This is a genomic window from Dictyobacter sp. Z7_2, from assembly GCF_057551105.1.
On record NZ_BAAJPE010000002.1, the window covers coordinates 4,041,283 to 4,060,437 of the forward strand.

Sequence of the window (19,155 nt, forward strand, 5' to 3'; positions counted from 1 at the left end):
TTTGATAACAGATAGCCGTTACTGCTTGCTATCGTGTTTTTTTGTGCTGGTGATCAATATCTTACTTCCCTTGCTGATTGCCATTGTCCGCCATTGACCGTCTGGGTTGCTACATTTATTGCTACAGTATAGCAATAAACTTTGGTTTTCAATTTATTTTCAGCTCGTGTGGTCATATTATTATAAACGATAATGCCGATAATAAAAGCCATAATACTACAGATTAAAAAGGTTAACCTGGCGATCCAAACAATATTCCATTTAATAATTTTCGCGCCATCGATGACTAGTAATTTATTTATCATTTCTTAAAAAATTTTAAGCCGCCCCATGAGTCTATTATAGGACCTATACCTCCGAAAAGCTCTACTGCTCCTATTGCAATTATTAGAAGCCAACTTAAATTATTATTTGGTCCAAGTGTTGATTGAACCCATTGCTGAATTACAACTAATGTGAAAGAAATTATTATCGCTATAATTACTCTTCTGAATTTTTTACGATTTTGCTGAGCAGAAAAGAATTCAATATTACCTATCAATGGTTTCCAATTTGGTAATATTAAGTATTGAAAATTAGGTGTGTTTAATAGTTTATGATAAAAAGTATCAGCTCCTTGTGGCTTGATTTTTAGTTCAAATAAAGAAACATTTTGTATTTCAATAGCTAGACATGCAGTTAATATATCTATACTTACTCTTTTAGATACACCAGATATATCGATGATGACATTTTCCCCGTAAGCATGTTTTAATGCCTGTAAATCATCTTTTAAAAATTGGTAGTTAACGGTTTCAATACTGTGAAATGTATTTAATATGTTCAGGATTTTTTTATATGGTTCAAAATCTTTTGCTTCAGGAGTTAGAGTAGTTACTATTTTCCCTGATCTATTTTCATTATAGTTACCATCTAATAAATCGGTTAAAGTATGTCTTAAAGAGTCTCCTATGAAATCAGCAAAATTAATTTGTTCATCTTCACCGGATTGAGAGTCAACAATGTTGACAAAAACTATTCTATCAATATTAATAGTATTTACTACATGCGCCATAGTGTTAATATATGCACCGATGCCTGGCGACATTACGAATAAAAGGAGAGTACGAGTCATAATGAAAATCTTTCTAATTAACTCATTTTATAGGTAACAATTTTTCCCCCGCCTTCAGCCTTCGCTAACTTAAGGCCGAGGTATGCCTCTGTTGCTGATGTCCCTATTCCCATTGATGCTGTTCTCCCCGTTTTTTGAACAAATATGTTGAGCAGCAATTTGCATATCTCGTCATCGAAATCACCTTTAAATAAAATGCTGTCACCCCCAGCAAATATCAAGATTCCGTTGTTATTTGACACAATTTTTTCTATTTCGTTAATTGCATTAGTGATTTTAGTACTAAAGTCACTTAGCTTGGCCATGTCATTTTTAATAAAAAAAGCTTCTATTTCTCTTCCCATTTTGTCACCATCAATGCCATATATCATATGTATTTTCTCCTTATACCCATGAAGTATAGTTTATTGTATTATACATAAATATAAGAAGGAAAATCAAGTTTTTATGCTTATTTTATATCTAACATGCTTTACGATTTTTTTTATTTTCGATTGGCTGTGATTTTCTGAATATTTTTTTGTTTTAACGAATTTTAAGTATATGAATGATAAAAACGGATCAATAAATTTTTATTGTCGTATGTATTGTGTTTCCGGGTTTGTGGTATTCTTAGCCGTGTTCCAACAAAGATGGTTGTTGAGCTAGGATCTGGTTATATAGAAGCAGAGAAAAAAACAAAGAGACGTCGTAGAAGCATTGTACTTACAAGCTTTGCTGTTGAGGCTCTTCAACAACATAAAGGAAAACAGGCAATCATAAGACAGAAAGCTGGGAACTTGTGGCAAGAACATGATTATGTCTTCTGTTCCGCTAATGGTACATTTCTTGGGCCGAATCATAACGCACTTTTTCAACTAAAGAAATTGCTTGAAAAAGCAGGATTACGAGATATTTGTTTTCATGATCTGCGGCATAGCACTGCAACGATGCTGTTTAAAATGAAAGTTAATCCTAGGATAGTTCAAGAGATACTTGGGCATAGTGAAATCAGTATGACTATGGATATCTACTCGCATATGGTACCTACGATGCAAGAGGATGCCATTGAGCGGGTGGACCAAAATTTTATGAAACGGAAGAAAAACCATGATGAGGCCAAGGATAATGGATTGGAAAATGGGGAGGAGCCAACGGACGAAACAGAGAGCTAAAAATTTGGTTGCTACAGAGTTGCTATACTAGCTCTACTTGAGCAAAAATAAAACCTCCATGAAGCGAGTAATAAAGCCACTTCATGGAGGTTTTGGGCAAAAAGAAAAGCCGAAGGTCGGATTTGAACCGACGACCCACGCTTTACGAAAGCGTTGCTCTACCCCTGAGCTACATCGGCTGGGTGCTGCTTTGAGCGCTTTTCTGCTTGCTAGCAGATAGCTTCTCTTAACACTGCCGATTATACATGTAAAGCCGCACCATGTCAAGGCTATTTTTAGAGAAATTTCCCTCCGCTGGAAATTTTGTCGCTTTCCATATAACAGGTTTTAGCCTCAAAAGATTTCTAAACAGTGTTTGTTTTTATTATTGCATGATAATCCATAGTGGCTTATAATATTTTTGGAAGAAATGCATCGGAACGTAAATATATGGCAAGTGATGTGCTAGATTAATTATCGTACACAATGGACTGTGTAAGGAATTTGAAATATGGAGGGAGCCATGACAGAAGAAGCTCTACTATATCTGAACAAAGCTCTGGATATAATGCAGACCTACTCGGTCAGGAGAGATTTGATCGATTGGCCAGAACTACGCCAGGAAGTTTCTGAACTTGCAGCACAGGCACAACAACCTGCCGATACCTATCCAGCTATCGAGCAGGCACTGAAGCAGTTGGGGGATCGTCATAGCTTCTTTCGCCGTCCGGAGCAACAACTGCTACTCAATGGAGGCAAGATAAAACGTTCAGGGGTGTACATGACCTTTCCAGAAGGTGTCATTGCGATGATTGATCCTGGTAGCCCGGCTGAGCACGCGCATGTACACGTTGGTGATCGTGTTAAAACAATCAATGGCCAGCTATTTTCTTCTCTGACTATGGAACAATATCGAAAGATACCGAGCACTACCCAATTTGATCTAACTATTGAGCCATTCTCAGGAGGATCACTCTATCAGGTGAACTTGCAAGTAGATTCCTATGAAGTACTTTGGCTGCCTCGGGGACGGCGACTTGCTAATGATATAGGCTACCTTTATCTTCCCGGGCTTCTGGCTGGTGGTGATCCAGCATATAGAAAAACCTATGCAAAGACCCTTCAGCACATTATTCGCGAGCTTGATCAACGAGCTATTCATGGTTGGGTTATTGATATACGTCACAATATCGGTGGAAGTATGTGGCCGATGTGGGCAGGAATTGGTCCCATTTTAGGTGATGGAGAGATCGTCTCTTTTGTGGCACCAGGAGAAACATTCAAGGCGATGTATCATCAGGGTAAAGTCACTGCGGAACCAAGAGGAGTGATTGATGAAGTGGAAGATCCCTATGAACTTAAACATCCCAGATCTCCTGTCGCTGTATTGACCAGTTTTTTTACGACGAGTGCCGGGGAATTTGTGGCACTCGCATTTCGTGGGCGTCCACAAATGAGTAGTTTTGGGGAGCCAACATTTGGTGTGCCTACAGGCAACGATAATTATCAGCTAAGCGATGGAGCCATGATACTTCTGACAACCCATATCGGAGCTGATAGATCAGGCCAAACGTATGGAGGTCCCCTTGTGCCAGATTATCCAGTACAGATTGATTGGACACAGTTAGATACCGATGATGATCCAGTGCTTCAGGAAGCTGTTGGTTGGCTTGCTACTATCGTCTGACTGACTTTAGAAGGAGAGTGTGTATGAGGCAGGATGTTAAAGATAATCGCTCCAGGCAGAATCCACTTGTTGGACTGGTCTTGTGTGCTGCACTTGGAATAGGCTTTGGCTTGTTTGTCGGTGATGTCTATCATACCTTTATTTCAGGCTTCGCTGTCCTGATGATTTTTTGTCTGGTCGGATTGGCTGTCTACCTCTATCAAAATAGCCGTCGAAAGTAAGATCAAGCGGCTATGCTGCTCGTAGCTTTTTGCCTCGACAACGCTACCGCGGTATGCTACAATGGGTCAAAATGTTTCGCTTCTGCTAGTTTGGAGTCTTGTATGCGCGTTCTATTGGTTGCAACCACGAATCGTCATAAGTTGGAAGAGTATCGAGCGATGCTAGCGGATCTGCCGTATCAACTGTGTTCGCTCAGCGATCTTCAGATAGATTTCGATGTCGAGGAGACTGGTACCACTTTTCAGGCGAATGCAGAATTAAAGGCCCTGGCATACGCGCGTGCTGCGGGCGAACTCACTCTCGCTGATGACTCTGGCCTGGAGATTGATGCTCTTGGAGGTGAGCCCGGTGTGTATTCTGCTCGTTTCGCCGGGGTTAATACTCCTTATGAGGAGCGTTTCCGCATTATTTTTGAGCGCCTTCGCGATGTTCCTCCAGAGCAGCGTACCGCTCGCTTCCGTTGTGTGATCAGTGTGGCTGATCCAGCCTCGGGCTTCCTTCAGAGCGTTGAGGGGACGATTGAAGGTCTGATTACGGATACGGCTCGAGGAACAAATGGGTTCGGGTATGATCCTATCTTCTACGTCCCTGCGTTGGGCAAGACTACCGCTGAGATTTCGCCAGAACATAAAAATAGGATCAGTCATCGTGGATTAGCGGCGGTGAAAGCTCGCAGTCTGCTTGAGAACTGGCCTTAATTTCTTCTTCTCCCACGTTGGTGTCTGGGATAATATTGATTAAAAGTAGTCGAGTGAGACGTGAGGAACAAAGATTGTATGGCGAAGAGATCTGCTATTCGTGTTGCCCTTGATTTAGAAACGACCGGCCTGCATGCTGAGCAAGATACGATCCTTGAGATTGCAGCTGTGAAGTTTCAGGGAACCGAAGTTATTGATACATTTGAGACATTTGTGACGCCTGGTCGCTCGATTCCCTACCGCGTCCAACGCTTGACCGGTATTACCCCTGACCTGCTGGTGGGAGCGCCTCCCTTTGCGGCCGTGGCCAAAAAACTGCAATACTTCCTGGGTGATTTTCCTATAGTCGGACATAGCATCCCCTTTGATGTGGGCTTTCTGCGTATGCGTGGCCTGGCTCGTACCAATCCGCTGATTGATACTTTTGAACTGGCTACTGTATTGTTGCCATCGCAGGTGAGCTATAATCTTGGTCAGGTGGCGGAGACGTTAGGTGTGCGCGTGCCTGAGGATCGTCATCGCGCTATGGTGGATACTGTGCTGGCGATGGATGTCTTTGTCTCGCTGCATCAGCGCCTGCTGGCGGTCGATCTCGATGTGCTCAATGACCTCACTCATCTCGATGCTCCACGTTCGTGGCCATTGCTCCACTTTTTCCGTCAGGTACTCCGCGAGCGCCAGGAGGAGGAGGGCGTGTTTGGGACGCTTTCTCGTGGCAGTTTGGGAGATCGCTTTGCGGCTCAACTGGGCATGGACCCACGCGTCTTATCTTTCGCGGTAGGCAAGCCGCAGGAGGCTGAAGCTGCTCCCGCCAAAGCACTCACTCCCGTCGATACAACCTCCCCAAAGCAGCAAGCTGGATCTCATGAGCCATTGCCGATCGTCAATCCTGCTGCGCGAGCGGCCATTCGTCAATCGTTAGAGGAGCGCTCTCCATTGCTCCTGGAACTCACCGTTGGCGGACATGACTATGTCCCGGCGTTGTTACCCGCGCTTGAGTGGCTGGTCGCGGGCTCTTCAGAGGAGTCCACGGAGCCTAGACGCCTGGTAATTGCCTGTTCTAATCAGCAGAATGCGCGACGTCTCACCGGGACGATCTTGCCGAACTTGCAGCGTGCCCTCGATTCTCATCTGCCGACAGCCTATCTTGCCGAGCACGGTGGCTACTTATGTACGCATCGTTGGTTTGGCGCGGCTATGCGTCGGACGAGTGGCGAGTTGACAGCCGAGCAGGCGCGCGGATTGGCCAAGCTGCGTCTGTGGACGCATGAGACGCTCCACGGCGAGCGTAGCGAGTTGACGCTCCTCCAGCAGGAGATGTCGGCCTGGGAGCGGATCTCATCCGGCTTTGAGCAGAAGCGCTCGGTGGATGCACGCTTTGAGACAACCTATCAACGCTGTACCTATCGTCGCAAAGGTTACTGCTTTGTGCAACTGGCCGAAGAGCGCGTGAATGCCGCCCAGATCATTGTGACGACACATGAGGGTCTACTGGATGATCTTTCACTGCCTCGCTCGCTTCTCTCTGCGATCGATCGACGTTTGATCCTGGATGCCGATGCTATCGAGGAGGAGAATATGCGCTGGGGTGGCGCTGAGGTCGATCTGGTACGCCTGCTGCGCATCCTATATAGTATCGGGGCAGAATTGCCTGAAGGACGCTATCAGGGCCTGCTGGCGCTTGCTGCTCCTCTGTTGCGCGAGAATGGGCCGGGCGGATTGTCAAAGACTCCGACGGTGGCGAAATCCGAACTGGATACGCGCTTGCTCCATTGGTTTCAAAGTCTGAAGCAGGCCAGCAATGCGGCCGAGAAATTATTTCTCTCTTTTGCTGGTCTAGTAGAAGATTTTAATCAGCAGAGCGGACGCGATAAGGGACGTGGCGAGAACGCTAACCGCTCTCATGCACGTGAGCGTACAGATCAGCCATTGCGCTTGAATAGTAACACACGCCATCTGAGCGCCTGGAATGAGACCGAGGAGACCTGGAAGCAGGCGTTGCACCGCCTTCAGACGGTTGTCGCGCTGGCGAATGAGGCCGAAAAGATTATTTTAGGTACCCAGAGCGGTCGTCGTCGCGGGACGCAGACCAGTGGCGAGGATAGTTCGGTTGCGGCCGAGCTGGCCGATGCCGCTTATCAATTGACTGAAATGCTATCTGTGATCCAGCAAGCGTTATCTCATAGCGAGAACGACTCGGTCTATTGGTTGCGCATGCCACCACCCGTGTTGGCCTCTGCACAATACAACCGACCATCCGAGCCGCATATGCCATCCGAGCCAGTGCCTACTGTCTACTCGCAGGTCGTGCAGCCAGCTACATTGCTCCGGCGCTTTTTGCTCAAGGATGATGTCAGTAACATCTTCGCGGGCACCGCGCTGTCTGTGGATGGCTCCTTTGCCTTTGCACGTCAGCGGCTGGGCTTTGAACATGACGACGTGCCGGTCTGCTCGGTGATTGCCGAGCATCATGAGCAAACGCTGATCTATCTTCCTGATGATGTGCCGGAACCGAACGCGCCACAGTATCAGCGCCATCTTGACGAGGCATTAATCAACCTGGCAACCGCCATGGAAGGTCAGGTCGTAGCACTCTTCACATCGCACGCCGCCCTGAGAAGCACCTATACATCCATCAAGCCCATTCTCGAAGCGCGCAACATCCTCGTGCTGGGACAGGGCGCGGATGGATCGCCGCGTCAATTATGGCAGGTCTTTCAATCGCAGGAGCGGGTGATCCTGCTCGGCACCGGCTCTTTCTGGGATACGATGGATGATATCAATAAGCAGCCGACCTGCTTGTTTATCGCTCGTTTGCCGATGCCGGTCCTCAACGATCCGCCCATCGCCGCCCGCGCCGAGCAATATTCCGATCAGTTGCATCAATTGACCGTGCCTATTGCCACCTTGCGCCTGCGTCGCGTGCTCGATCACTTGATGTGGGGCGAAAAGGCACGCAATTCGGTTGTCCTGTTTGATCGCCGCGTGACCTCAAAAGAATATGGAGCGACCATTCTGCACAGCCTCCCGCGCTGCTCACAAAGGCAAGATGCGGTCTCGCTGATGCCCGATACTATCCTCGATTGGCTGACGGCCGAAGGAGCATGGCAGACCGATGATTAATCAGGAGCGTCAGAACTTACGCATGGTTCATGGGGCTTGTCCACATGATTGCCCTGATACCTGCGCCTTAGAGACGCTGGTTGACGAGCAGGGACGTGCGGTGAGCGTGCGTGGCCGCTCGGATCATCCTGTGACGCGGGGATGGCTTTGTGCCAAAGTGAACCGCTATCTGGAGCGTGTCTATCATCCCGAGCGTTTACTTTATCCTCTGCGTCGCAGCGGGCCAAAGGGGAGTGGACAATTCACGCGCATTTCGTGGGATGAGGCAATTGCGGAGATCGCTTCACGCTGGCAGGAGATTATCGCGCAGCATGGAGCGCAATCTATCCTCCCCTATAGTTACGCTGGCACGCTTGGACTTGTCCAGGGGAGTGTCACGAATGGACGCTTCTGGAATCGTCTGGGAGCCAGTCGCTTGAAGCGGGCTATCTGTGGCTATGCGGCTGAAGAAGCGGTAGCACTTACCATCGGTGGTCGTCTGGCACCTTCTCCTGAAGACATCGTCAAGAGTAAGCTTATCCTGATCTGGGGAAGCAATCCAGCCAGCACCTCTCCTCATCTGATGCCTTTTCTGCGCGAAGCTCAGCGCAATGGGACCCGCATTGTGGTGATTGATCCTATTCGCACACTGACGGCGCGTTCTGCCAATCAACATATTCAGCCGCTGCCCGGCTCTGATGCCGCTCTGGCGCTCTCGATGATGCATGTGATGGTCTCTGAGGGCTTGCATGATGCTGCCTGGATCGCTCAACATACGCTGGGCTGGGAGCAACTTTTGCCGCGCATCCTGCAATTTCCGCCAGAGCGAGCTGCTCAGATCACCGGTCTGGCTCCCGAGGTAATCATCGATCTGGCTCGATCGTATGCCACTGTCAGGCCGGCCCTGCTACGCATCTCGGATGGCATTAACCGACATACGAATGGCGGCCAGACGGTGCGCACTCTGGCCTGCTTGCCGGCTCTGATTGGCGCTTATGGTGTGGACGGTGGCGGGCTGATGTATAGCACAAGCGATTGGCTCTCCTGGGACAAGCAGGCGGTCGGTCATGAGAGCGAGAGCAGCTGTCCGCCAGCTCCACGTACTCTGAACATGAATCGTCTGGGAGCATTATTGACCGGCGAAGCCGATCCAGCGCTCCACTCGCTCTACGTCTACAATGCCAATCCCGTAGCCTCAGCCCCCAATGCCAGCAAAGTGGTTGAAGGACTACTGCGTGAGGATCTCTTTACGGTGGTTCATGAGCTCTTTGAGACCGATACCGCTCGCTATGCGGACATTATTCTGCCCGCCACCAGTCAGCTAGAGCATGCGGACCTACATAAGCCCTATGGACATCTGACATTGCAATATAATACTCCTGCGATTGCTCCGTTGGGAGAGGCGCGCAGCAATTGGGATGTCATGCGTGCTCTGGCGAGTGCCATGGGCTTTGAGGATACGTGGCTGACCGGCGATGCTGAAGCGGTCATTGATGAGATTTTGCAGGCTACGGCGAGAGATCAAGCGATGCTGCAAGGGATAACCTTGGAGCGTCTCCGCTCAGAGGGGTCTATTCCGCTCGTGATCCCGGAGGAGGAACGCGTTCCTTTTAAGAACGGTATATTTCGTACTCCTTCTGGTAAGGTAGAATTGTATTCCGCTCAGGCGGCGGCGCAAGGTTATGATCCTGTTCCAGGATGGGAGCCGGAGGTTGAGACGCGGCCGGAACCTCTCAAGCCAGCGTTGAAAGATGAGCGCCTGCCGTTATTGTGTCCGGCGGCACATCATTTTATCAGCTCAACCTTTGCCAACCAGGATAGCATGATCGCGAAGGAACGCACGCCAACCTTGCGTATCAATCCCGTCGATGCTGAATTGCGTGGTATCCGCAGCGGACAGCTTGTCCACGTAAGCAACGAACGTGGCTGGTGTCGCCTGGTGGCCGAGCTCTCTGAAGACGTGCGGCCCGGTGTCCTGGCGACGACGACCGTCTGGTGGCCGAAGTTTAGTCCCGATCAGCGTAACGTCAACTGGACCACCTCCGATCGCCTGGCCGACTTCAATGGAGGAAGCACCTTCTATACTAACCTCGTTTCCGTCAGCCCCGCTGCGCTTTGATCTCTTTGAGAAGACATGTCATGTAGCCATGTGGTCTTGATCAATTTGACGCGTTTTACGCTCTATGTTACCATAGCCTTAAGCGGATTCTTTGTGGTCTGCTATTTACGAGGGGAGTAACTGATGAATTTATATGAGCAATTATTGGTAGTGAAAGAGCGACTTGAAGGCATTGGGGCACATGATGATAGCATGGATCTGGTTGAGATGTTGCTGAAAAAGGCTGCTCCTGCTAGAAACGATCGCACCAGTATCTCGCAGGTACAGGTGTTACGCCACATGTTACGAGTGCCCGAGACGCTCGATAACTACAATGTATACAATGATTTACAAGAATTAATCAGTGAGCGAGACGATGTTGAAATCGCTGCACGTGAGGATGCTGCTCCGGCAGCCTATGTAGATACTGAGCGTCGTCCGAAGCCTAAGTCCTACTATAAGGCAAAGGCACTCAAGGATAAGGAGCAGAAAAAGGGCTAGTCTACGATTCCGTAGCTGGCCCTTTAATTTGTTTTTGTGGACTGTCTGGACTTTCGAGTTGCAGTTGTTGTTTCATCGCCTGCAATTGGGCATCGACATTTTGCTGGGCGCTAATATGCTGCAACTCACGTTCGAGTGTATCACCACCGCCAGCACCGAGGAGTCCCTGTTCCTCCATTGTCCCCTGCTCGATCAAGCTATCCATCGCATTGGCGCGTGCCTGCATGTTAAGCACTTTATCCTGAGCACGCTGCATCGCCGAATTCATCTCGGTCATCTCTTGCGAGATGCCTGTTAGCGACTCGTTGATCTTTACCTGCGCCTGCGCTGCGCTGTACTGAGCCTTGACCATCTCCTTTTGTGTGCGGAACGCCTCCACGCGTCCAGAAACGCTGCGCTCCATATTGATCAGCTTCTCTTCCTGCGCCTTGAGCTGAGCAATCTGCTGCTCATAATTATTGAGCTGAGATACGATTGTCTCCTGGCGTTGTAATGCCAGGCGTGCGAGATCTTCTCGATTGGCCTGAAGCGCCTGCCTCGCTTGATTATCTAAGGTGCGAAGCTTCTCTTTGAGCTGCGATTGTTGGAGTTCAAGACGTTTTTCCTGCGTCACGACGTCCGCGATAGAGCGTTTGAGCTGTTGCAGTTGTTCGAGCTGCTTGCCATATGAATAATCCATAACTTGTCCAGGGTCTTCCACCTTGTCAAGCGCTGAACTGGCTCGCATACGAAAGAGATTGACGAGCCGAGAAAATATTCCCATAATTCCCTCCTATTACCAACAGAATAGGATCTATATAATCCTGCAACAATATACGATGCCAGAGGAAAATCGTTGCTTTTTTCTCTGTTATCATACCATACGTTGTTTCTTTTTGGCCTTCTTTTCCCCGGCGTCCAATCCTTTTTTTGTGGTAATTTCGGCAATCTATTGTAAAAAGGTAGGAATCGAATGACAATATACTAGCCCACAGGGCTGGAAATATTGACTTTGATAGCGAAAGAATATACAGTTTTTATAGAGTGATTTCATAGAGGGACATGCGTCTATAGATAAATGTCACAAAGCGCTCTCTATATGCAGAGTGTTCCTGACACCTCATTGTTTCTGTGGCAATCATTTTTGGATATTTATAGTAAAACAACAATCTTTCGGAGAGGATGTGGCATGAAAATTTCGCGCCAACTGATTTGGTCTGTCACAGCGAGTTTTCTTGTGCTAGCGTGTGTTTTTGGATTGATCTTAGAGGCAAAATTTCCTCAGGCTCATGCGGCAAGCTGGCATCAGATTTTTGATGATGAATTTGATGGTGCAAGCAATTCAGCTGTCAGTTCGCAGTGGCAATTTGATCAGGGGACTGGCTGGGGAAATAACCAGGAGGAGACTGATACCAATAGTACGACCAATATTTATCAAGATGGTAGCAGTCATCTGGTCATCAAGCCGATTAACTCGAATGGCTCCTGGACCTCCGGGCGCATCGAGACGGTGAGGGATGATCTTGCTGCTCCGGTGGGCGGTGAATTGCAGATTACCGCTTCAATTCAATTGCCCAATGTGACTGGAACTGAGGCTCAAGGGTACTGGCCCGCCTTCTGGATGATGGGATCGGGTATGCGTACCGGAGGCTCCTGGCCTGCCTCAGGTGAGATTGATGCGATGGAAAGTATCAATGGCACGAATGTAGAATATGGAACGTTGCATTGTGGTGTCGATTCGGGTGGCCCCTGTAACGAGAAGGGTGGTATCGGTGGGCATACTTCTTGTACGGGGACAACGTGTCAGGGTGGTTTCCATACTTACACGGTTGTTGTCGATCGGAGCACTTCTCCTGAGGAGATTCGCTGGTATCTGGATGGCACTGAGTTCTGGCATGTCGATTCTAACAATCCAGGTATGGATGCCACTACCTGGGCCAACGCCGTTGATCAAAAGCTTTTTGTGATTCTGAACGTCGCGATTGGTGGTGCATGGCCGGGTTCTACTACTTCTGCCACGCAGTCTGGCGCTGGTATGCTGGTCGATTATGTACGTGCCTTCACGTCTGATGGCTCGGCTGATGTTTCTGATACGAGCGTCGTGAATACTGGGTCGCCGACAGCAACGGATACGTCGACGCCGACGCCACCAACCACGGATACGCCACCAGCGACAGATACACCGACGCCGACAGCGACAGATACGCCGACGCCGACGCCGACAGCGACAGATACGCCGACGCCGACGCCGACAGACACGCCGACGCCAACTCCTACTGTGAGCTCAGGAACGCCGGTTGCTGATGGATCTTTAGCGGGTAACCATATGATCACGAATCGCCATAGTCATGAAGTATTGGATGTGGTGGATTCTTCAATGAATAGCGGCGCTAAGATCAAACAGGCGGATAAGGTAGAGGGACAGACAAGTCAACAATGGGTGTTTTTGCCTCTGGGTAATAATAATTATTATATTGTGAATCTGAATAGCAATAAGGTTCTGGACGATACTGACTGGTCGACAGACAATGGAAGTCCGATTCAGCAATGGTCACAGTGGAGAAGTCAGGATAACCAGAAGTGGCATATCGTGCCGGCTGACGATGGCTATTATTATATTATTAATCTCTATAGTCACAAGGCTTTAGATGATACTGCCTGGTCGACAGCTGATGGAAGCCTGATCCAGCAATGGTCCAAGATCGGTGGTCAGACGAATCAGGAATGGAGTCTGTCCTAAATAGGTCAGGTCAGATCTTACTCTCATCTCTGGCCGAAAATTAAAAAGTTCTGCCACAGGGCTGGAAATATTGATTTTGATAGTGAAAGAATATACAGTTTTTATAGAGTGATTTCGTAGAGTTGCATGCGTCTATAGATAAATGTCACAAAGCGCTCTCTATATGCAGTGTGTTCCTGACACCTCATTGTTTCTGTGGCAGTCATTTTTGGATATTTATAGTAAAACAACAATCTTTCAGAGAGGATGTGGCATGAAAATTTCGCGCCAACTGATTTGGTCTGTCACAGCGAGTTTTCTTGTGCTGGCGTGTGTTTTTGGATTGATCTTAGAGGCAAAAATTCCTCAGGCTCATGCGGCAAGCTGGCATCAAATTTTTGATGATGAATTTGATGGTGCAAGCAATTCAGCTGTCAGTTCGCAGTGGCAATTTGATCAGGGGACTGGCTGGGGCAACAATCAGCAGGAACATGATACCAACAGTAGAAGCAATATTTATCTGGATGGTGGCGGCAATCTGGTGATAAAAGCCATTAACTCCAATGGTTTCTGGACCTCTGGTCGTATTGAAACAAAGGCCAGCAGTCTCGCGGCGCCAGCAGGTGGAGAATTACAAGTCACCGCATCTATTCAGTTGCCCAACGTGACCGGAGCGGCTGCTCAGGGCTACTGGCCGGCTTTCTGGATGCTGGGATCACGGATACGTACAGGTGATTTCTGGCCTGGCACTGGTGAGATTGATGCGATGGAGAGCGTCAATGGCACAAACGTAGAGCATGGAACATTGCACTGCGGCGTTGATCCTGGTGGCCCTTGTAATGAAACACAGGGTCTGAGCGGTAGCACTCCCTGTACTGGCACTACCTGTCAGGCTGGATTCCACACATACACTGTCGTAGTTGATCGTAGTGCTGCTCCTGAAGCGATTCGCTGGTATCTGGATGGCAAAGAGTTCTGGCATGTCTATTCCAACCAGGCTGGCATGAATGCTACTACATGGGCGAATGCGGTTGACCAAAATTTCTTTATTATTCTTAATGTCGCCATTGGTGGTGGTTGGCCTGGCAACGCAAGCTCCTCCACGCAGTCAGGTGCTGGTATGAAGGTCGCCTACGTACGTGCCTACACTGCCGTTGGCTCTGCAAGCCCGGATGATACGGCTCCGTCAAACACGAACCCTCCCTCGACGACATCCAATCCATCGAATGTGACTATTACTGGTACGCACACCATTACTAACAGGTATAGTCACAAGGTCTTAGATGTAGCCGGCCAATCGTCCAGTAACGGTGCTAAGATTCAGCAATTTAATCCAGTCGGAGGCGAAAAGAGTCAGCAGTGGACTTTCACGCCAACGGGCGATGGCTATTATTACATCACGAATCTCAACAGCAACAAGGTTCTGGATGATGACAGTTGGTCCACTACTAAAGGTACTGCGATGATCCAATGGATAAAGCGCGACGCACAGGCCAATCAGGAATGGAGCGTCACGTCAACCGGCGACGGTTATTACTACATTACCAATCGTTACAGTAACGAAGTTCTGGATGATAGTGGCTCGTCTAACAGTAACGGCGGCCAGATCATCCAATGGACAAAGGGCAATGCGTGGGCCAATCAGGAATGGGGTCTATAGGATCGCGATGTGTCCATCTCGCTCTTGGCTCTCACGTAAACGTGAGAGCCTCTATCGTACATGTAACCCATAACAGGCGCTTGACAATGGCTTGCGGATCGGTTATAATTTTTATATTACTTCGAGAGACAAGATGCGGGTTTGGTGTAGTGGCTAACATGTAACTTTCCCAAAGTTGAGATCACGGGTTCGAATCCCGTAACCCGCTTACGACAAAAAAGATGCCCAGACGAAATCAAGTCTGGGCATCTTTTTTGTCGTAGTTGACCCATGTTAGAGTTCTTTTTCTAATCCTGATTGTCTCTATCCAATTTTTTCTGCATGGATTGCATGTCTTTGGCGACAGTCCTGATGCCAATAATGCAGATCAGGCCAGCCAGAAAGAGGCAGGTGGGTGCGGTGACGCGCAGGGCGAAGCCGAGCGAATGGGTGGCCTCGCTGATAGCTCCAACAATCAAGGGTGAGGAGGCATCTCCTAACAGATGTCCCAGCAGGAGCGCCAGTCCGATGGCGGTTGAGCGTATGTCTGGTGGGGTGATATCTTGCAGGATAGCTTGAATCGGTCCCAGGCAGAGGCTCAGGCAGACGATGGCTATGGCAAAGATAATGATAAAGGTGGTTAGATTGTGAAATGAGAGGGCTAACAGACTGAGTGGCGCTCCTACTAGAAAGGCAGCGGTCGCGACGATCATGCGGCCTTGTGGTAGGCGTCGCTGTAGGTAGTCAGCTAACCAGCCGCCGATCAGGGTACCAATTAAACTGCCTCCTGCCAGAACTGCTCCGGCCATTGTCCCTGCCTGGGCGATAGTAAGGTGGAAGTCACGATGGAGATATGTTGGTATCCAGGCGAGGGCCGCTCCCACGATGAAGAAGCTGCATATAAAGGCTGCCACGATGACCCAATAAGTGGGCGTTTTGAGCAGCTGGCGCACGACGCTGATGATATTTCCACTCAGGCTCCCATGTGCTGCACTGACGTTGTCGTTTGCTCCATGATCAAAAGTTCCCCTCTGTGGCTCGGCCGCACGCCAGATAAGCAAAGCAGCGAGTAGGCCAGGTATCCCAACGATATAAAATACCCAGCGCCAACCGAGAGCTTCTGCAACCACCCCGCCAAGTATCAGGCCGATCGCTGTCCCGAGCAGATTGCCGGTGGACCAGATCGAGAGCATCAAGCCACGCTTCTCCTTTGGAAAATAGTCTCCAATCATAGAGACTGAGGCGGGGGCATAACCAGCCTCCCCGATGCCGAGCACCGAGCGTGTCAGGAAGATCTGGATGAAGTTGCGCGTGAAGCCGCTGATCGCAGTTGCCAGGCTCCAGATGGTGACGCAGATGGCAATGATGTTTTTTCTAACCCCTCTATCCGCCCAGATGCCGATTGGCAGTGTGGCCAGGCCATAGATGAAGAGGAACGAAGAATTGAGTAGTCCTAGCTCGATATCGGTCAGATTGAAATCTGTCTGGATCAAGCTTTGGACCGACGAGAAGATCGAACGGTCAATGTAATTAAGGACGTTGATGACAAGCAATACGGTGAAGGCAAAACGTGCCTGATTACGCGTTGGTTGGATGAATTTTTTCTGCTCAACAGATGGTGAGGCTGTTGCTCTCATAAATGTTTTCCTGACCCCTTCTATATCTATCCATTGGCTGTCACAGTCAATCAATGTGGAAATAGCTCTTCTTATGAACCTATAAAACCTACGTTGTGAAGGCTCTCTCTGTTGTACTTTTTTCTTGAGATCTGCAAATAGTAATAGATCAGCAAGCTTTCTCTGTATTGTATCCCACATTCTTGTCTGATGAACGTTTGAGCTCCGTTTTTTTTGTGTGTTACGGCTACGTGTATTTTTTCAACTCCTGGTGTTTTTCGAAACTTTATGGTAGTGTTAGTACGTATAGATATGTAAGCGCATCGGTGTTCATAGATAGTGCGCATCCTCGCGTATAGCGGAATTATTTGTTTCATTTAAAAAGAGAAAGCACAATTTAGTCATATGACAGCGTTCATAAAGAAATTGGTGATGAAGGAGTAGACTATGGTGATCGGAGCCCTACCTGACGCTGTTACTATCTCAATAGGTAGTAATTCGTGGGTCATTAGCATGAGCTTTATTCTGTACCTCATTATTGCTGCTATTATTGGTGTGGTTGCAGAATTTATCGTTGGCTGGAGAGTTCCATTTGGTATTGTCGGAGCCGTAATTGCTGGCGTGATTGGCATCTGGCTCTTGACCTCAGTGATCAAGATAAATGGCTTTAGTGATATTTATCTCTATGGCGTGCCACTGATCCGTGCTCTGATTGGGGCGGTTATCTTTATCGCTATCTGGCATGCTATCACTGGTGGCTTCGGACCTCGGCGTCGTCGCTATCGTGCGGCCTGATAGGTCATAGATCCATATCAAATTCAAATTTGCCATGGGACTGAAAAGCGCTCATCGCTCGTTAAGAGCGATGAGCGCTTTTCATATAGTTTTCTTGATCCGGGTCTTAAAGTGTAACCATCTTGACGTCAAAGAATTTGCCCGTCTGATTGATCTCTTTGAGAGCCCATTCGGGAATAGCATTGTCAACCGAGATAACCATGAGCGCTGATTCTGTCGGGCGTTGAGGATCATAGGAACGAGCTTTACGTACGCTTGGACCGACGTCCATATGGCGAATGTTGACGCCCGCTTTGCCTAAGACTGTTCCAACCATACCAACTGTGCCAGGCTGGTCCATGTTGCGGCAAATGATGATTGGTCCTTCAGGCACAAACTCGGTCCAGAAGCGTCCGACCTGGACGATACGTGGCTCGTCGTGCATGACTGTTCCGCTGATGACGCTGATCTGCGCATCTTTATCAGCCCCCGCCGGATTGTCGCTGATGACGCGGAAGGTGACCTGATTGGCAAACTCTGCCGGGATCGTCGATTTATGCTCGATGATCTCAAGTCCCCACTCCTTGGCGAGCACCTGGGCGTTGATCATGTTGACGTGCGCATCGGAGACCGATTCGAGCAGACCTTTGATCAAGGCTGCTTGCAGTGGACGCAGATCGTAGGTGGCAATCTCGCCGCTATAGGTCAACTCGATTTTGTGCAGTGACTCGGGTTGGAGCTGTGTATAGAGACGTCCCAACTTCTCGACCAGAGTCATATAGGGCTGTAACACCTTTAATGTCTCGGGCAGGATCAGTGGCGCGTTGACGGCAGCGCGTGGGAAACCTCCACGCACTACGGAGACGATCTGATCTGCGACATCGGTGGCGACACCGACCTGTGCCTCTTCAGTTGATGCTCCCAGATGCGGGGTGGCGATGACGCTTGGATGTGCCACCAACTGGTTGAGCAGCTCATTGTCGCGGATGGGTTCCTGACTGAATACGTCGAGTGCTGCCCCGGCGATATGTTTGTCGTTGAGTGCTTTGAGCAGCGCTTCTTCTTCGATCAGGCCACCGCGAGCGCAGTTGATAATACGTGCTCCAGACTTCATCATCCGAAGCTCTGGCTCTCCAATCAAGCCACGTGTCCCATTGGGACCACTGGTGAGTGAGGTATGCAGGGTGACGAAATCGGCTTTTTGTAAGACCTCTTCCAATGACATCATCTCGACGTTCGACTTGCGTGCCTGCTCTGGCGACACGTAAGGATCAAAGGCGATGATGTTCATTTCGAGACCCTGCGCCCGCTTGGCGACGGCCATACCAACTTTACCCAGTCCTACGACTCCCAGCGTTTTGTTGCGCACTTCGATGCCCAGGAAGCGACTTTTTTCCCACTTGTGTGCCTTAATACTGGCGTCGGCGGCGGGAACGTGCCTGGCGAGGGACATCAGCATGGCGATGGTGTGCTCGGCGGCGGCAATGATGTTGCCGGTGGGCGAGTTGACGACGATGATACCAAGACGAGTCGCTGCAGCTGTATCGATGTTGTCGACACCAACGCCAGCGCGTCCGACGATCTTCATATTCTTGGCTGCTTCAAGCACATCGGCGGTGACCTGTGTCTCGCTACGCACGATCAAGGCGTGATAGTCACCAATAATGGCTTTGAGTTGATCGGCTTTGATGCCCAGTCTCTCGTCTACTTGAGCATCCGGGAGCTGTTCGTGGAGAAGAGCAATGCCTTCCTGAGCGATACGATCAGTAATGAGGATCTTGATCGTATCATTTTGAGTTTGAGGTGCTACCTCATCGCGTACTTGTACCATTGAAAATGACTCCTCTGTCTTTTATACCCATCTGCATCCAGA

15 protein-coding genes and 2 tRNA genes are annotated in these 19,155 nt (G+C 49.1%); 11 read left to right on the plus strand and 6 right to left on the minus strand.

The genetic code is table 11. From position 1 onward, the window contains the following. Nucleotides 1-301: 301 nt before the first annotated feature. Together AC27N8_RS30420 and AC27N8_RS30425 are read right to left on the minus strand one after the other, a co-directional pair. A complete protein-coding gene (locus AC27N8_RS30420) occupies nucleotides 302-1,114 on the minus strand; it encodes a hypothetical protein (protein ID WP_487072557.1) in 813 nt (270 codons plus the stop codon). A gap of 17 nt (nucleotides 1,115-1,131) precedes the next feature. Further along, nucleotides 1,132-1,485, minus strand: coding sequence for a mCpol domain-containing protein (locus tag AC27N8_RS30425; RefSeq protein WP_487072559.1), 354 nt, complete (start codon nucleotides 1,483-1,485; stop codon nucleotides 1,132-1,134). Nucleotides 1,486-1,746: 261 nt separating this feature from the next. On the opposite strand from AC27N8_RS30425, the gene AC27N8_RS30430 reads away from it, so the two are divergent. Next, nucleotides 1,747-2,268, plus strand: coding sequence for a tyrosine-type recombinase/integrase (locus AC27N8_RS30430; protein WP_487072561.1), 522 nt, complete (start codon nucleotides 1,747-1,749; stop codon nucleotides 2,266-2,268). Between the two features lie 107 nt (nucleotides 2,269-2,375). Here AC27N8_RS30430 and AC27N8_RS30435 read toward each other — a convergent pair. Next, nucleotides 2,376-2,447, minus strand: a tRNA-Thr gene (locus tag AC27N8_RS30435). Between the two features lie 323 nt (nucleotides 2,448-2,770). On the opposite strand from AC27N8_RS30435, the gene AC27N8_RS30440 reads away from it, so the two are divergent. The 6 genes from AC27N8_RS30440 to AC27N8_RS30465 all read left to right on the plus strand — a co-directional run bounded on the left by AC27N8_RS30440 (nucleotide 2,771) and on the right by AC27N8_RS30465 (nucleotide 10,555). Beyond that, nucleotides 2,771-3,934 carry a S41 family peptidase gene (locus AC27N8_RS30440; protein ID WP_487072563.1) on the plus strand — a complete coding sequence of 388 codons (1,164 nt, stop codon included), beginning with the start codon at nucleotides 2,771-2,773 and terminating at the stop codon, nucleotides 3,932-3,934. Nucleotides 3,935-3,957: 23 nt separating this feature from the next. Further along, a complete protein-coding gene (locus AC27N8_RS30445) occupies nucleotides 3,958-4,155 on the plus strand; it encodes a hypothetical protein (RefSeq protein WP_487072565.1) in 198 nt (65 codons plus the stop codon). Nucleotides 4,156-4,257: 102 nt separating this feature from the next. Further along, the gene (gene rdgB, locus AC27N8_RS30450) at nucleotides 4,258-4,854 is read left to right on the plus strand and encodes an RdgB/HAM1 family non-canonical purine NTP pyrophosphatase (RefSeq protein ID WP_487072567.1); all 597 of its coding nucleotides are present in this window, start codon (nucleotides 4,258-4,260) and stop codon (nucleotides 4,852-4,854) included. A 78-nt stretch (nucleotides 4,855-4,932) separates the two neighbouring features. Then, nucleotides 4,933-7,977, plus strand: a complete 3,045-nt coding sequence (locus AC27N8_RS30455) for an exonuclease domain-containing protein (protein ID WP_487072569.1) — start codon at nucleotides 4,933-4,935, stop codon at nucleotides 7,975-7,977. Further along, the gene (locus AC27N8_RS30460; RefSeq protein WP_487072571.1) at nucleotides 7,970-10,075 is read left to right on the plus strand and encodes a molybdopterin-containing oxidoreductase family protein; all 2,106 of its coding nucleotides are present in this window, start codon (nucleotides 7,970-7,972) and stop codon (nucleotides 10,073-10,075) included. The genes AC27N8_RS30455 and AC27N8_RS30460 overlap by 8 nt, the downstream gene beginning before the upstream one ends. 123 nt (nucleotides 10,076-10,198) lie before the next feature. Next, on the plus strand, nucleotides 10,199-10,555 hold the full coding sequence (locus AC27N8_RS30465) for a hypothetical protein (protein WP_487072573.1): 357 nt from the start codon (nucleotides 10,199-10,201) through the stop codon (nucleotides 10,553-10,555). 1 nt (nucleotide 10,556) lies between these two features. On the opposite strand, the gene AC27N8_RS30470 is transcribed toward AC27N8_RS30465, so the two are convergent. Next, nucleotides 10,557-11,318 (minus strand): PspA/IM30 family protein, encoded by a 762-nt coding sequence (locus AC27N8_RS30470; protein WP_487072575.1) that lies wholly within the window; start codon nucleotides 11,316-11,318, stop codon nucleotides 10,557-10,559. Between the two features lie 405 nt (nucleotides 11,319-11,723). Here AC27N8_RS30470 and AC27N8_RS30475 point away from each other — a divergent pair, with 405 nt between their 5' ends. From AC27N8_RS30475 to AC27N8_RS30485, 3 genes are all read left to right on the plus strand, one after another. Then, entirely contained in the window at nucleotides 11,724-13,274 is a 1,551-nt protein-coding gene (locus tag AC27N8_RS30475; protein WP_487072577.1) for an RICIN domain-containing protein, read from the plus strand. A gap of 253 nt (nucleotides 13,275-13,527) precedes the next feature. Then, nucleotides 13,528-14,913: an RICIN domain-containing protein gene (locus AC27N8_RS30480; protein ID WP_487072579.1), complete on the plus strand. Its 1,386-nt coding sequence runs from the start codon at nucleotides 13,528-13,530 to the stop codon at nucleotides 14,911-14,913. Nucleotides 14,914-15,048: 135 nt separating this feature from the next. Beyond that, nucleotides 15,049-15,121, plus strand: a tRNA-Gly gene (locus AC27N8_RS30485). A 79-nt stretch (nucleotides 15,122-15,200) separates the two neighbouring features. Here the strand turns inward: AC27N8_RS30485 and AC27N8_RS30490 are convergent. Further along, nucleotides 15,201-16,529, minus strand: coding sequence for a spinster family MFS transporter (locus AC27N8_RS30490; protein WP_487072581.1), 1,329 nt, complete (start codon nucleotides 16,527-16,529; stop codon nucleotides 15,201-15,203). Nucleotides 16,530-16,955: 426 nt separating this feature from the next. On the opposite strand from AC27N8_RS30490, the gene AC27N8_RS30495 reads away from it, so the two are divergent. After that, nucleotides 16,956-17,303, plus strand: a complete 348-nt coding sequence (locus tag AC27N8_RS30495; protein ID WP_487072583.1) for a GlsB/YeaQ/YmgE family stress response membrane protein — start codon at nucleotides 16,956-16,958, stop codon at nucleotides 17,301-17,303. A gap of 106 nt (nucleotides 17,304-17,409) precedes the next feature. Here the strand turns inward: AC27N8_RS30495 and serA are convergent, their stop codons facing one another. Continuing rightward, complete coding sequence (gene serA, locus AC27N8_RS30500) at nucleotides 17,410-19,113, minus strand: phosphoglycerate dehydrogenase (protein ID WP_487072585.1); 1,704 nt, start codon at nucleotides 19,111-19,113, stop codon at nucleotides 17,410-17,412. Nucleotides 19,114-19,155: the final 42 nt, after the last annotated feature.